Source organism: Rhodococcus sp. NPDC003322 (assembly GCF_053589555.1).
On sequence record NZ_JBSFSC010000004.1, the window covers coordinates 190,468 to 204,475 of the forward strand.

Here is a 14,008-nt window from a genome sequence, read left to right on the forward strand (position 1 = left end):
CAGTTCCGCCTGCCCCGCTGGAAGGAGAGCGGCGCCCCGGGATCCGCCCGGCCGTGCGTCCGTCGAAGCCTATGAAGATGACCACCTGGAAGTCCGGCGCCGCGATCTCCGCCGTTGCCCTGACCACCCTTCTGCTCCCGGTCACGGCACTCGCCGACCCGAGCGGGGACGCCGCGGCGGCGGAGGCGGTCGCGGAGACCGGTGCGTCACCGACCCCGCTCGTCGGCAAGAAGGTCTTCCTCGACCCGGGCCATCAGGGCACGAACCACAGAGAGAACCTCGCGCGGCAGGTGGACGACGGCCGCGGCGGCACCAAGGACTGCCAGACCACCGGCATGACGAGTCTCGGCGGAACCCCCGAGCACACCATCACCTGGGACGTCTCCCAACTCGTCAAGGCGGGACTCGAGAAGCTCGGCGCCACGGTCGAACTCAGCCGCCAGGACGACTCCGGCTGGGGAGGCTGCGTCGACGAGCGAGCCCGCGCCGCCAGCGCGTCCGGCGCCGATCTCGCGGTGAGCATCCACGCCGACTCGACGGCCGCGGGGGAGGACGACACGAAGCACGGCTTCCATCTGATCGTGCCGACGCTGCCGATCCCCGACGAGAAGGTCGACGAGGTCCAGTCCGGCCCGGGCCTGGCGGCCTCGCACGCGATCCGGGACGCCTACGTCAAGGGCGGATTCGCGCCGGCGAACTACGCCGGTGTCGTCGACGGCATCCAGAGCCGCAGCGACATCGCCGGACCCGCGCTGACCACCGTGCCGCTCGCATTCGTGGAGATGGGCAACGGATCCAACCCGGACGACGCCGCCGTCCTGGACAGCCAGGACGGCCGGCTCAAGCACGCCGTCGCGATCATCGTCGGCGCGGTCGACTATCTGATGGGCGTGAGCGGGACCGCGACCCCGGCGGCGCAGGCAACCGTCACGACGCCGACGAGTGCGGCTCCCACGACGACCGCGGCTCCCACGACAACCGCGGCACCCGCGGCAGCGGCAACCGCCGAGCCGGCGACAGCGACGACCAGCGTTCCGGCGACGTCGACGCCGGCAACGTCGAGTCCGACCACCACCGCGACGTCGTCGACCACCACCGCGACCCCGGCGACCACCAAGGCGCCGTCGGGCGAGTCGTCGCCGGCGACTGTCGTCACCCAGGGGCTGGCGGCGTTGCAGACGCTGCTGTCCACCTTCGGTCTCGACGGCCTGCAGAACCTCGCCGACACCGCGAACCTCGGGGTGTTCGCGGACCTGCTTGGAGTGTTGCTCAAGGTGCTCGGCTGAGCCGAGGTCGTCGCGAGCTCCGACGTCCACCCGTAACCACGACGAGGGCCGGACACCGTTGCGGTGTCCGGCCCTCGTCGGTTACGGCGCGGCGCGTGGATCAGGCGCCGGCGGCTCCGGCGAGGAGCGCGTCCGAGACCGGAGCGCTGGCCTCGAGTGAGCCCGAGTCGAGCAGTCCCGAAGCGGAGGCCGAGTCCGCGGACGCGGTGTCGGACGAGGCGGAGTCCGCGGACGCGGTGTCGGAGGAGCCGGCGCCGAGCAGTTCGTCGAACCAGCCTTCGAGTCCGAGATCGGCGGAACCCGAATCGCTGGACGCGGCGGCGAGGGAGCCCGTGCCGAGGAGGCCGCCCAGTGCCAGTGACGCGACCGAACCGCCCATCTTGGCGGAGCCGGAGTTGACGTCGAAGGCGAGCAGCGAGCGCTCGACGCAGCCACCCGCGACGACGGAGATCACGGCGGCCGGGCCGTTGGTGATCGCGAGGATGCGCTTGCTCACGGCACTGACGAAGACGCCGACGTTCTTCACCGTCGCCTCGTCGGTGGCGGTGCCGATCAGCGCACCGAGTCCGCACTCGCGCAGGGCCTTGACCGTGATCTCGCCGGCGGCGGTCTGGATGGCGCCCGCGGCGTCCTCCGCGGTCGCGGCCCGCTCGATGGTGTCGATCACGGTGGACCCGGTGGAGACCTCGGCCGGTTCCGTGACCGGTTCCGCGGTGGCGAATCCGGCGCCGAGGCCGAGCGTCAGTCCGAGAGCGCCGATCACGGTCGCAGTACGCTTCATTGTCATCTTTCCCGCCCTGTGAGCCCCGCTGTCGCGAGGGAGGTGAACTGCCGAGAGGCGCCGTTATTACATCGTGACCCGAGGGTGTCCGCAACGCTCAGACCTGCGGATGTGACCGGAACCACCGACCGGACGGTCTGCGAAACTCGATGTTTACGCGGCCTTAACGAGATTCACTAGCATGGCGCAGGAATCGACGGCGGTGAACGCGAAGGGTGTGGGGTGACGGTGGTGCGGCGGCTGGTTCCGGTGGTGCTCGTCGCCGGGTTCCTCGGCTCCGGGAAGACGAGCCTGCTCAACAATCTGCTCCGGGGTGACCACGGGGTGCGGATCGGGGTGATCGTCAACGATTTCGGCTCCGTCAACATCGACGCGATGATGGTCGCCGGGCAGGTGGACTCGACGGTGTCCCTGAGCAACGGCTGCCTGTGCTGTGCGGTCGACGTCGGGGAGATGGACGCGATGCTCGATCGGCTCACCCGGGCGGACATCGACGTCATCGTCGTCGAGGCGAGTGGCCTCGCCGAGCCCCGCAACATGGTGCGGATGATCCTCGGCAGCGAGAACCCGCGCATCGGTTACGGGGGACTGGTCGTCGTGGTCGATGCCGCCGAGTTCGACGACACCCGGCGACGGCACCCCGAACTGGATCTGCACGTGCGGATGGCGGATCTGCTGGTGTTGAACAAGACCGACCTGATCGACGACGTCGCGGTGGATGCCCTGCGAGGCCGAGTCGGCGCACTGAACGACCGCTCGCCGGTGCTGGAGACGACTCACGGCCGGGTGGACTCCCGGTTGCTGTTCGACGAGGTCGTGCGAGTCGACGAGGGACCGCGGCAGATGAGCCTCGACGAACTGCTGGTCGAGGACCAGTGCGGCGACGGGGACCACGAGCATCTGCACGACCGGTACCGCAGTGTCACGTTCACCAGCGCCGCGCCGATCGAGCCGCGGGCGCTGGTGCGGTTCCTCGAGGATCCGCCCGCCGGGCTGTACCGGGTGAAAGGCTTTGTCTACTTCGGGATTCCGGGACACACCCAGCGATACCTGCTGCAGACGGTGGGGCGCCACATCCGGTTCGACCGCGCGCCGTGGCGGCGGGGACACGAACGCGGAACCGAGCTGGTGCTGATCGGGTCCGGAATCGACGAAGAGGCCGTGCAGCGCGGTCTCGCGGCCTGCGTGGCGTCGACGCCCGGCGCCGCCGACGCGATGACCGCGGTGCACCGGTACGTGATCGGCGGCTGATCCGGGCATCGGTTTCCGGAAACTCCGGTCGGGGCAGCGAGTGTGGCGAGGGCCGGGATGGGGTAGTCAACCACTCGCACTCGACGGCCGTCGCGGCCGGACGATGGCAACCGGAGTGGTCGCCGGCATGGGTGACCGCCGTGACGAAGGGGGAGAACGATGCGCACCCGCCTCCGGGCTCGTCCCGACCGCACGCTCGGCTGATCGGACGGCAGTCCGATGGCCGTCGACCGCGCGCGGGCACTGGCGATGCTGCCGGAACCGTACGCGCTCGCGTTGCGGTTGTCGGACGCCGGTGTCGACGCCCCGGCGATCGCCCGTCGGGTGGGGGTCGACGCGTGGGCCTTCCCGACCTTCATGCGGCTCGCGCGAGCCAAGCTCGCCGCGCTGCTGACCAGTGAGAACGGCGAAGGATCGTGGAGTCGGTGACAGACTGGGCGGTACGATACCGGCATGTTCAGCGCCTGGCCGCTGACCGGACGCACCGAGGAACTCGGGCTGATCAGCGACGCGTTCCACGCTCCCGGTACCCGTGGTGTCGCGATCGCAGGCGCGGCGGGTGTCGGGAAGACCCGCCTGGCGACGGACGCGGCGGCAACGGTGCCCCGGGGGACCCGGGTTCGGTGGCTGCGGGCCACGGCGTCCGCGCGGACCTTGCCGCTCGGAGTGTTCACCGACATCGACATCGTGGGGGACACCCCGCACGGGCGGATCCGTTCGGTCATCGACGCGATCGCCGGCGGGACCGACCGCTCGCCCCCGACGCTGCTGGTCGTCGACGACGCGCATCTGCTGGACGAGCTGTCGGCGCATGTCGTGCACCAGGTCGCGGTGCGGGGCCTGGCGACTGTGGTGCTCACGTTCCGCACCGGTGAGCGCTGTCCCGACGCGATCAGCGCACTGTGGCGGGGACCCCAGCTCGATCGCCTCGAACTGCAGCCACTGTCCGCGATCGAGACGAGGTCGCTGCTCGAGACGGTGCTCGGTGGTCACCTCGACGCCAGCAGCGGACAGGTGATGTGGGAGCTGACCAGAGGCAATCCGCTGTACCTGCGCCAACTCGTCGCCGACGAGTTGAGGACCGGCCGCCTGGCCGAGGTCGAAGGTGTGTGGATCTGGTCCGGTACCCCCGTGGCCACTGCGGGTCTGATCGATCTCATCGATGCTCGAATGGGTCAGCTCGCGCCGCCGGTGGGCACGGTGCTGGACTGCCTGGCCGTCGCCGAACCGCTCGGTGTCGCCGTCCTCAACAGGGTGTGCGGCGCCGAGGCGGTCTGTCGGGCGCAGACCTGCGAGCTGATCACCGTCACCGCCGACCGGAAGACCGCGCGCCTCGCCCATCCGCTGTTCGGTGACGTGCGCCGGGCGCGCGCCGGGTCGCTGGCACTGGCGCGGCTGCGTGGACGGATCGCCGTCGTACTCGCGGACGAACCGGGCGGGCCTCGAAACCTGGTACGGCGGGCGACACTGCTCGTCGAGTCGGATCTCGAGCCCGACCGGGTCCTTCTCGAACAGGCCGCGGAGGCGGCGTTCGCGCTGACGGATCCGTTCCTGGCCGAGCAGCTCGTGCGCGCCGCGCTCGGCGGCGGGGCGGGCCGCAGCGCACGGCTCCTGCACTGTCTGGCGCTGGGGACGCTGGAGTACGGTCCTGCCGCGGAAACCGTTGCGGCGCTGCTCTTTCGTTCGGCAGCCGGTCCGGCGGAACGCTGGCAGATCACCGCGCTGAGGGTGGCCAACATGCTGTGGGTGCTCGGCCGCCCCGAGGAAGCCGCTCGTCTGCTGTCGGAGGCGGAATCCGATCTGCCCGACGACGACGCCCGTGTCGGTCACCTGGCGCTGATCGCATCGACGGCCGCGGGTCTCGGTCGCCCGCAGCTGGCGGAGCAGATCGCCCGCGGTGTGCTGAGCAGCCCGCCGCGGTCGGGGCTGTTGACGATGATGGCGGTGTGGGCGCGTGTCATCGCACTCACGGACCTGGGTCGGATCGCGGAGCTGGCGAACGTTGCTCGTGAGGGATACCTTCTCGCCGACCGGGCGTTCGATGCGTCGAACCTGCGGTTCGGACTCGGACTTCTCGAGTCGTTCGGGTTGTCGCTGTCCGGCAGGCACGCCGAGGCGTTCCGGGTCGCCGACGGGTTGCTCGACCACCTGCTCGACCATCCCGGGCACGCCACCGCGATCGTGTCCAGCGCACTCGGCATGGTCAGGCTTCACGCAGGCCGACTGAACGAGGCTGCCGGGCACTTCCGTGAGGCGGTGGCGCGCGCCGAATCGCAAACGGCACCGACCCGGATCGATGGTGCGCGGACCACCAGCGTCCAGGTGCACGGCTTCCTCGGTCTCGCGATGGTCGAGGGGATGCGCGGGCACGCCGCCGCCGCCGGCGACGCGTATCGAACGGTTCCCGGCTTCTGGGGAACCGATTTCGCCACCTGGCGGCCGATGATGGCGCTCGCGCGGGCATGGGTGGCGGCCGCGGGCGGTGAGGTCGGTGCGGCACGAACCATCGTTCGTGACGCCGCCGACGACGCGCGCCGGGCCGGCAGGGTGGCTCAGGAAGTGCTGCTGCTGCAGACCGCGACCCAGTTCGGGGACCCCGGTGGTGACTCGCGGCTGGCGGAACTCGAACGGATCGTGGAGGGGCCACGAGTGGCTCTCGCGGCCGGCTGGGCCGCCGCGTTCGCGCGGCACGATCCGGATGCGCTGACGGACGTGTCCGCGCGCTACGAGTCGGCCGGCGACCTGCTGGCCGCCGCCGACTCGTCCGCACAGGCAGCGGCGCTGTATGCCCGGCGGGGACGACGTGGCTCGGCCCTGACGGCGCTGGCCACCGCCCGCCGTCTCGCCGATGCCTGCGGACGGGCCGACACCCCGGCTCTGCGTGCCGCGGCACAGCCGGTCCCGCTGACTTCGCGGCAGCGCGAGATCGTCACCCTGGTGGCGCGCGGCATGTCGAATCGGGAGATCGCCGAGAAACTCACCCTGTCGGTCCGGACGATCGAGGGCCACCTGTACCGCGCGGCGCAGAAGGCCGGTGTCGCCACCCGCGGCGAGCTGGCGTCCGTCCTGCAGGGCACCGAGTCCTCGGCCGGGTGATCGGTCCGCCCCGACAGGGACGGACCGATCACCGGTCATCGTGTCAGGGCCGGGTGGCGCGCCGGCGACGCTGGTTGCTGCCGCCGCCCTGATCGGCGCCGCCGGAACGCGGCGTCTCGCTGCTGTAGACGGTGGTCGACCGCTGTCCGGCCGCCCCCTGGCCGCGGCCACCGCCGCCGCCGCGACGGCCGCGCGTGCCGGAAGTGTCCGAGCCACCGCGGTTTCCGGCCGCTGCGCCCTGGCCGCCGCGTCCCCGACCCTGCGCGCCTCCGCGGCCCTCACCCTGACCGCGACCGGAACCCCGGGTGCCGGCCTCGGTGGTGCCGCGCCGCTGTCCGCCGCCGCGCTGGCCTCCGCTGCGGCGCCCGCCGCCCTGACCGGAAGGCTGCGTCGTCGGCTTCGGGGCCGGCACGACGTGCGGCGCGATCTCGCCGACGAGTTCGGTGACGGCGGGGGAGTTGGCGGTCACCTGCTGCGGCGTGACGGTGATCTTGGCCTTGCGCATCAACTGCACGAGATCCTTGCGCTGCTCGGGCAGTACGACGGTGACCACGTCGCCGGCGCTGCCGGCGCGGGCGGTGCGACCCGAACGGTGGAGGTACGCCTTGTGCTCGGCGGGCGGGTCGACGTGCACGACCAGTTCGACGTCATCGACGTGCACACCGCGCGCGGCGACGTCGGTGGCCACGAGCACCCGGGCCTCACCGGACGAGAATGCAGCCAGGTTCCGGTCGCGGGCGTTCTGGGACAGGTTCCCGTGCAGATCCACCGACGGGATACCGGCCTCGGTGAGCTGCTTGGCGAGCTTGCGGGCCTGATGCTTGGTGCGCATGAACAGGATTCGGCGACCGGTACCGGACGCGAGCTTGTGCACGAGATCCTTCTTGTCCGCGGCACCGGAGACGTCGAAGACGTGATGGGTCATCGCGGCGACGGGGGAGTTGGCCTCGTCGACGGAGTGCAGCACCTGGTTGTGCAGGAACTTCTTGACCAGGATGTCGACGCCGTTGTCGAGGGTGGCCGAGAACAGCAGGCGCTGACCGGAATCCGGCGTGGACTTGAGGATCCGGGTCACGCCCGGCAGGAAGCCGAGATCTGCCATGTGGTCGGCCTCGTCGAGCACGGTGATCGAGACGGTGTCGAGGAACACCAGTCGCTGCTTCATCAGGTCCTCGAGGCGTCCCGGGCAGGCGACGACGATGTCGACGCCGGACTCGAGCGCCTTGACCTGACGGTGCTGGGAGACGCCACCGAAGACAGTGGTGACCTTCAGGCCGGCGGCGTCGACGAGTGGCTGCAGGGTGGCGGTGATCTGCGTGGCCAGTTCGCGGGTCGGCGCGAGGATCAGCCCGCGCGGCTGGTTCGGGCGACGCCTGCCGGCGAGATCGCCGGACAGTCGCGCGACCATCGGGATCGAGAACGCGAGGGTCTTGCCGCTGCCGGTCTTGCCGCGGCCGAGCACGTCGCGGCCGGTGAGCGTGTCGGGGAGGGTGTCGACCTGGATGGGGAAGGGGGCGGTGATCCCGTTGGCGGCGAGCGCCGTCACGAGGGGAGCGGGCACGCCGAGTTCGGCGAAGGACGCGGTCATGGGTTGTCGAGTGCCTTTCGGGCATCGGGTTGCACCGCGCAGCACGAAAGAACCCGAAGATCCACGCGCAAGAGCAGCACAAGTGTGGCGAGATTGCCGGTGGGCAAAATCGATCGCCGTAAGAAGAGTTCGTGCTGGGCACGTGAAAACCGTTCCACGACGGCTGGCGCCGTGAAGCTCGCGCCGAGTGGGACCAGCATAGCCGACCGCCCAGGTACGCCGCCGTTGCCCGGGTCACACCGGGTGGGGGGCCGGCGCCCACCCGGTGCCCGACGGTTACCGGCGGTTCGCGCGACTGGTGCAGCCCGGCTTGCAGGCGTGGTCGGCGACGGTCGCCGACGAGCCGGTTACAGCCCCACCCACTCGGTGACGCCATCGGCGAAGTGCTGCCGCTTCCAGATCGGCACCTCGGACTTGATCCGTTCGACGAGCAGGGCACAGGCGGCGAAGGCCTCGGCGCGGTGCGGGGCCGCCACGGCGGCGACCAGCGCGAGGTCCCCGACTGTCAGTGGTCCGACGCGGTGGACGGCGGCGACCGGAAGGCCGGACTCCGCGGACACCTGCTCGCAGCAGCGGCGCAGGAACTTCTCGGCGTCGGGGTGCGCCGAGTACTCGAGCGCGGAAACCGACTGCCCGCCATCGTGGTTGCGCACGACACCGGTGAACAGGACCACCGCGCCGTGTTCGGGCCCGGCGACCGCGGCGTCCACCGCGGCGGGGTCGATCGGTTCGGCCGAGACGGCCGCCAGCAGGTCACGCATCATGCATCCCTCCACCGGACACCTGCGCAAGCAGGTGATCGAGAATCGGCTCCAGCACGGCGATTCCGTCCCGTACCCCGCCCGGCGAACCGGGGAGGTTCACCACCACGGTCCGGCCGGACAGCCCGACCAGGCCACGGCTCAGCGAGGCGTGCACGGTCTTCTCGGTTCCCTTGCGGCGCATGGCCTCCGCGACCCCGGGCAGTTCGCGGTCGAGGACGGCGGCGGTCGCCTCCGGGGTGCGGTCGGTGGGGGAGGCACCGGTGCCGCCGGTGCTCACGACCAGGGACGGGCCGCCGGTGAGGGCCTCGGCGAATCCCGCGGCGATGTCGGCGTCCGCGTACACCAGCGGTCCGCGAACCGAGAAGCCCAGACTCTCCAGCCAGGACGCCAGCACCGGTCCAGTGGTGTCCTCCCGGGTGCCGGCGGCGCCGCCGGTGGACGCGACCAGGACAACCGCGGACCGCGCTCCGGGGGAGGCGGCCTCCGGTTCCGAGACCTCGGCAACCTGGTCGCGCACCCAGTTGCCGCGCTTGCCGCCGGACTTGGTCAGCAGCCGCACCCCGTTCAGCACCGCCGCGGGGTCGACGGCCTTGACCATGTCGTGCAGCGTCAACCCGGCCACCGCGACCGCGGTCAGCGCCTCCATCTCGACCCCGGTCTGCCCGGTGGTCTTGGCCCGCGCCTCGATGGTGATGGTGGTGTCGGTGAATCCGAACTCGACCTTCACCGATGACAGCGAGATCTGGTGGCAGAGCGGGATCAGTTCGGAGGTCCGCTTCGCCCCGGCGATCCCGGCGATGCGGGCAGTGGCCAGCACGTCGGCCTTGGGCATGTCGTCGGCGCGCACCAGCGCGATCACCTCGGCGGTGGTCTCCAATTCGCCCGCGGCGACCGCGATCCGGGTGGTCACCGCCTTTGCACCGACGTCGACCATCCGGGCCCGGCCCTCACCGTCGAGGTGAGTCAGGTCTCCGCTCACAGCTCCCACACCCGCACGTCGTCTCCCGCCTGCATCGTCGTCACGTCCTCCGGAATGTCGAGAAGTACATCGGCCCTGGCCAGGGCCGCGACCAGGTGTGAGCCCGGCCCCGACTCCAGTGTCACGCCGTCGGGAACCCGGCGGCCGCGCAGGAACTGCCGTTTGCCCGGAGGCGATTTCACCGGGCCGGTGAGCTTGGCGTGGTCCGCGGGCAGAGGTGCGAGCCCGGCCGCACGGCGCAGTTCCGCCCGGGCGAACACCTCGAACGAGACCAGGGTGCTGACCGGGTTGCCGGGGAAGCTCAGCACCGGGACGCCGTCCACCTCGGTCAGCCCCTGCGGGCCGCCCGGCTGCATCGCCACGTGCCCGAACCAGCCGCCGAGCGGGGTGAGCACCTCGCGCACCACCTCGAAGTCGCCCATCGACACACCGCCCGACGTCAGCACGACGTCCGCGAGTTCGACTGCCCGGCCCAGGATCTCCCGGAACTGGTCCGGACTGTCGGTGCTGCGGTCCACGTACGTCGCGTCGCCGCCGTTCGCGACCACGCTCGCGGCCAGGGCGATCGAGTTCGAGTCGTGGATCTGACCCGGTCCCAGCGGGGTTCCCGCCGGGACCAGTTCGGCACCCGTCGCGATCACCGCGAACCGCGGACGCCTGCGCACCGGTACCTTCGCCAGACCCACGGCGGCGAGCATGGCCAGGTGCCGGGCGGTCAGTGCCACACCGGCGGAGAGCAACAGGTCGCCGGTGCGGACGTCGCTGCCGCGGTCGCGGACGAACTCACCGGCACGACGGGGCACCAGGATGCAGACCCGGTCGCCGTCGGCGTCGGTGTCCTCGACCGGGACCACGCAATCGGCGCCGTCGGGGAGCGGGGCTCCGGTCATGATCTTCACCGCGGTACCGGGCGCGAGCCGGTCCACCCCCGGATCGCCGGCCGCGACCGTCGCCGCGATCGGCAGCGTCACCGGGGTCTCCCGAACCGACTGCGCGGCGACCGCGAAGCCGTCCATCTGCGAGTTCCGGAACAGTGGCAGGTCGATCGGCGCGTGGAGATCGGCGCCGAGCACCCGCCCGAGCGCGTCGGGCACCGGAACGTGTTCGCTGGCGGATGTCAGGGCGCGGTCGAGCAGTAGTCGCACCCGGTGTGCGTGCTCGTCCACGGATCTGCTGGTCATGGCCCTCCCTGCGGCTCGGCGACCAATCCTAAGCATGCCCGCACCGGGTGCATTGTGGCGACCAGTGGTCATACTGGTGACGTGACAGAGGTGACGACCCGATGACTGCGACCGCCAGGCCGGTTGAGATCGGGTTGCCGCGCGTGCGAACCGGGTCGGACAGCACGGACCGACCGGACATTCCGGAACTGGTGGACCGGTTCGGCCGCGTCGCCCGCGACCTGCGCGTGTCCATCACCGAGAAGTGCTCGTTGCGCTGCACGTACTGCATGCCCGCGGAGGGGCTGCCGGTGATCCCGCAGAGCCGGTTGCTCTCGGCCGACGAGATCGTGCGACTCGTCCGGATCGCGGTCCGCGATCTGGGGGTGCGGGAGGTGCGGTTCACCGGCGGCGAGCCGCTGATGCGCCGCGACCTCGAGGACATCATCGGCGGCTGCGCCCGCGCCGTGCCGGGCACGCCGCTGTCGATGACCACCAACGCCGTCGGACTGGAGCATCGGGCGGCCGCGCTCGCCGACGCCGGGCTGACCCGGGTCAACATCTCCCTCGACACCGTCGACCGTGCCCACTTCGCGGAACTGACCCGCCGTGACCGGTTGCCCTCGGTACTGGCGGGGATCCGGGCCGCGGCCCGCGCCGGGCTGACGCCGCTGAAGATCAACGCGGTCCTGATGCCCGAAACGCTCGGCGGTGCAGCAGATCTGCTGCAGTGGTGTCTGGACGAGGGTGCGCATCTGCGGTTCATCGAGGAGATGCCGCTCGACGCCGACCACGCGTGGGCGCGGTCGGCGATGGTCGATGCGCGGCACCTGCTGGACGTGCTCGGCGAGCGGTTCGACCTCACCGAGGCCGGGCGCGAGGACCCGTCCGCGCCGGCGGAGGAGTGGCTCGTCGACGGCGGGCCCGCGACGGTCGGCATCATCGCCTCGGTCACCCGCAACTTCTGCGCCGACTGTGACCGCACCCGGCTCACCGCCGAGGGCACCGTGCGGTCGTGTCTGTTCAGCGACACCGAGATCGACCTGCGGGACGCCATGCGGTCCGGGGCGACCGACGAAGAGCTCGCCGGGTTGTGGCGCGGCGCGATGTGGGACAAGTGGGCCGGGCACGGCATCAACGCGGCGGGCTTCGAGCCGCCGAAACGGAGCATGGGGGCGATCGGTGGCTGAATCAACAGCTGTTGCGACAGGTGTGTCGACGGTGACGGTGCGGTACTTCGCGGCGGCCGCGGACGCCGCGGGATGTGCGCAGGAGGAGCTTCCGCTCGCCGCCGGCGCGACCCTCGGCCACCTGCGGTCCGCGCTCGTCGACCGGCACGGTGCGGCGATGGAACGGGTGCTGGGTGTGGCGGCGTTCCTGCAGGGCGACGAGCTGACCCGCGACCTCGACATCCCGGCGGCCGCGCAGGTCGACGTGTTGCCGCCGTTCGCCGGCGGCTGACCGGTTCCCCGGTGGGTCAGCGCTGTTCGGTCAGCCAGCGCTCGAAAGTGATCGTGCCGTAACGGTTCTCGGGCGTCAGGTTGCGGCCCTCCCGGAGGAAGCGGCCGGACGCGCCCGGGATCGGCAGCTGCAGTACCACCGCGCGTGAGCCGGTGACCCGCTTCCAGGTCCGCGCGAGCTCCCGCATCGACGCCACCTCGGGTCCGCCGGCCTCGACCCGTTCGGCGGGCGTCTCGGCGAGCGCGGCGTCGGCGAGCGCCCGCCCCACCTCGGCGGGTGCGATCGGCTGGAATCGTGCCCCCCGCACCGCAGGCAGCACACCGAACCGCGCGGTGGTCGCGAACACCGCGCGCAGCAGGGTGTGGAACTGGGTGCACCGCACGATCGTGGTGTCCAGCCCGGACGCCGCGTGGATTCGTTCCTGCTCCGCCAGCGCCTCGTAGTAGGAGAACGACAACCGGTCGACGCCGACGATGGACAGCAGCACCACCCGCCGGACCCCGGCGTCCCGGGCCGCGGCGATCAGCGTGCGGGCGCCGTCGGTGAACACCGGCCGGGTGGCCTTGGTGCGTCCGTCGACGGCGCTGACGAGCACGTCGACCCCGGTCAGCGCCTCGGCCAGACCCGCACCGGTCATCAGGTCGCCGGGTGTGTGCCGCGCGCCTGCGGGCAGATCGGCCGGCGCGTGGCGGCTGAGCACCCGCACGGTGTGGCCACGGGCGGCGAGCTCCGCGACCGCCGCCGAACCCGCGGTCCCGGTGCCGCCCGCGACCAGCACGGTGCTCATTACGTCACTTCCACCAGTCGTCGAGCGGGGAGACCGGCACGTTCCGCTTGTGCCGCGTGTTCAGGTACATCGTCTCGAGCTTCTCCGCCACCCGCGGAGTGACGGTGCGGCCCTCGAGGTAGTCGTCGATCTCGCTGTACCGCAGGCCCAGCGCCTCCTCGTCCGGCAGCGCAGGCCGGTCGTCCTCGAGATCGGCCGTGGGCACCTTCCGCCAACTGGTCTCCGGCGCGCCGAGGTGCTGCAGCAGCGCCGCACCCTGACGCTTCGACAGGCCGGTGAGCGGGGTGACGTCGACGCCGCCGTCGCCGTACTTGGTGAAGAAGCCGGTGATCGCCTCGGCGGCGTGGTCGGTGCCGACCACCAGGTGTCCGAGCTCGCCGGCGATCGCGTACTGGACGACCATCCGTTCGCGGGCCTTGACGTTGCCGCGCACGTAGTCCCGCAGTTCGCCGATGTGCCCGAGGATCTCGGCGAGGCCCGCGGCGCTCTCGGTGGCCGCGGCGTCCGCACCCGGCTTGATGTTCACGGTGATCGACCGGTCCGGCTGGATGAACTTCAGCGCGATCTGTGCGTCGTGCTCGTCGGCCTGTACCCCGTACGGCAGTCGGACGGCGACGAATTCGGCGTCGTGGCCTTCGGCGCGCAACTCCTCGGCGGCGAGCTGGCACAGCCGGCCGGCCAGGGTGCTGTCCTGGCCGCCGCTGATGCCGAGGACGAAGCCCTTCGCGGGCGTCGATCGCAGGTACGCCTTGAGGAAATCGACCCGCTCCCGCACCTCGGCGGCGGGGTCGATCGTCGGCTTCGCGCCGAGTTCCTCCAGGATTCGAGCACGTAGTGTGGCCATGCGGTGACTCT

13 protein-coding genes are annotated in these 14,008 nt (G+C 71.4%); 6 read left to right on the plus strand and 7 right to left on the minus strand.

All coding sequences use genetic code 11. The features are described from left to right. Positions 1-77 precede the first annotated feature (77 nt). Positions 78-1,286 carry an N-acetylmuramoyl-L-alanine amidase gene (locus tag ACWDUM_RS17090; RefSeq protein ID WP_450134879.1) on the plus strand — a complete coding sequence of 403 codons (1,209 nt, stop codon included), beginning with the start codon at positions 78-80 and terminating at the stop codon, positions 1,284-1,286. Positions 1,287-1,386: 100 nt separating this feature from the next. Here the strand turns inward: ACWDUM_RS17090 and ACWDUM_RS17095 are convergent, their stop codons facing one another. Next, the gene (locus ACWDUM_RS17095) at positions 1,387-2,067 is read right to left on the minus strand and encodes a hypothetical protein (protein ID WP_450112655.1); all 681 of its coding nucleotides are present in this window, start codon (positions 2,065-2,067) and stop codon (positions 1,387-1,389) included. A 228-nt stretch (positions 2,068-2,295) separates the two neighbouring features. Between ACWDUM_RS17095 and ACWDUM_RS17100 the strand changes: the two genes are divergently transcribed. From ACWDUM_RS17100 to ACWDUM_RS17110, 3 genes are all read left to right on the plus strand, one after another. Next, positions 2,296-3,318, plus strand: coding sequence for a CobW family GTP-binding protein (locus ACWDUM_RS17100; protein WP_450135194.1), 1,023 nt, complete (start codon positions 2,296-2,298; stop codon positions 3,316-3,318). Between the two features lie 219 nt (positions 3,319-3,537). Further along, positions 3,538-3,747, plus strand: a complete 210-nt coding sequence (locus ACWDUM_RS17105) for a hypothetical protein (RefSeq protein WP_450112656.1) — start codon at positions 3,538-3,540, stop codon at positions 3,745-3,747. 24 nt (positions 3,748-3,771) lie between these two features. Next, on the plus strand, positions 3,772-6,414 hold the full coding sequence (locus ACWDUM_RS17110; protein WP_450134880.1) for a LuxR C-terminal-related transcriptional regulator: 2,643 nt from the start codon (positions 3,772-3,774) through the stop codon (positions 6,412-6,414). A gap of 43 nt (positions 6,415-6,457) precedes the next feature. On the opposite strand, the gene ACWDUM_RS17115 is transcribed toward ACWDUM_RS17110, so the two are convergent. From ACWDUM_RS17115 to ACWDUM_RS17130, 4 genes are all read right to left on the minus strand, one after another. Next, entirely contained in the window at positions 6,458-8,002 is a 1,545-nt protein-coding gene (locus ACWDUM_RS17115; RefSeq protein ID WP_450134881.1) for a DEAD/DEAH box helicase, read from the minus strand. A gap of 347 nt (positions 8,003-8,349) precedes the next feature. After that, the gene (locus ACWDUM_RS17120; RefSeq protein WP_450112852.1) at positions 8,350-8,763 is read right to left on the minus strand and encodes a molybdenum cofactor biosynthesis protein MoaE; all 414 of its coding nucleotides are present in this window, start codon (positions 8,761-8,763) and stop codon (positions 8,350-8,352) included. Continuing rightward, a complete protein-coding gene (gene moaCB / locus ACWDUM_RS17125; protein WP_450135195.1) occupies positions 8,756-9,700 on the minus strand; it encodes a bifunctional molybdenum cofactor biosynthesis protein MoaC/MoaB in 945 nt (314 codons plus the stop codon). Before moaCB ends, ACWDUM_RS17120 begins: the two co-directional genes overlap by 8 nt. Positions 9,701-9,741: 41 nt before the next feature. Next, the gene (locus tag ACWDUM_RS17130) at positions 9,742-10,926 is read right to left on the minus strand and encodes a molybdopterin molybdotransferase MoeA (protein WP_450134882.1); all 1,185 of its coding nucleotides are present in this window, start codon (positions 10,924-10,926) and stop codon (positions 9,742-9,744) included. Between the two features lie 101 nt (positions 10,927-11,027). On the opposite strand from ACWDUM_RS17130, the gene moaA reads away from it, so the two are divergent. Both moaA and ACWDUM_RS17140 read left to right on the plus strand, forming a co-directional pair. Further along, positions 11,028-12,095, plus strand: a complete 1,068-nt coding sequence (gene moaA / locus ACWDUM_RS17135) for a GTP 3',8-cyclase MoaA (RefSeq protein ID WP_450134883.1) — start codon at positions 11,028-11,030, stop codon at positions 12,093-12,095. A 31-nt stretch (positions 12,096-12,126) separates the two neighbouring features. Continuing rightward, positions 12,127-12,366 carry a MoaD/ThiS family protein gene (locus ACWDUM_RS17140; protein ID WP_450134884.1) on the plus strand — a complete coding sequence of 80 codons (240 nt, stop codon included), beginning with the start codon at positions 12,127-12,129 and terminating at the stop codon, positions 12,364-12,366. 16 nt (positions 12,367-12,382) lie between these two features. Here the strand turns inward: ACWDUM_RS17140 and ACWDUM_RS17145 are convergent, their stop codons facing one another. Together ACWDUM_RS17145 and nadE are read right to left on the minus strand one after the other, a co-directional pair. Next, complete coding sequence (locus tag ACWDUM_RS17145; RefSeq protein ID WP_450134885.1) at positions 12,383-13,153, minus strand: SDR family oxidoreductase; 771 nt, start codon at positions 13,151-13,153, stop codon at positions 12,383-12,385. A 4-nt stretch (positions 13,154-13,157) separates the two neighbouring features. Further along, positions 13,158-13,997 (minus strand): ammonia-dependent NAD(+) synthetase, encoded by an 840-nt coding sequence (gene nadE, locus ACWDUM_RS17150; protein ID WP_450134886.1) that lies wholly within the window; start codon positions 13,995-13,997, stop codon positions 13,158-13,160. Positions 13,998-14,008 lie beyond the last annotated feature (11 nt).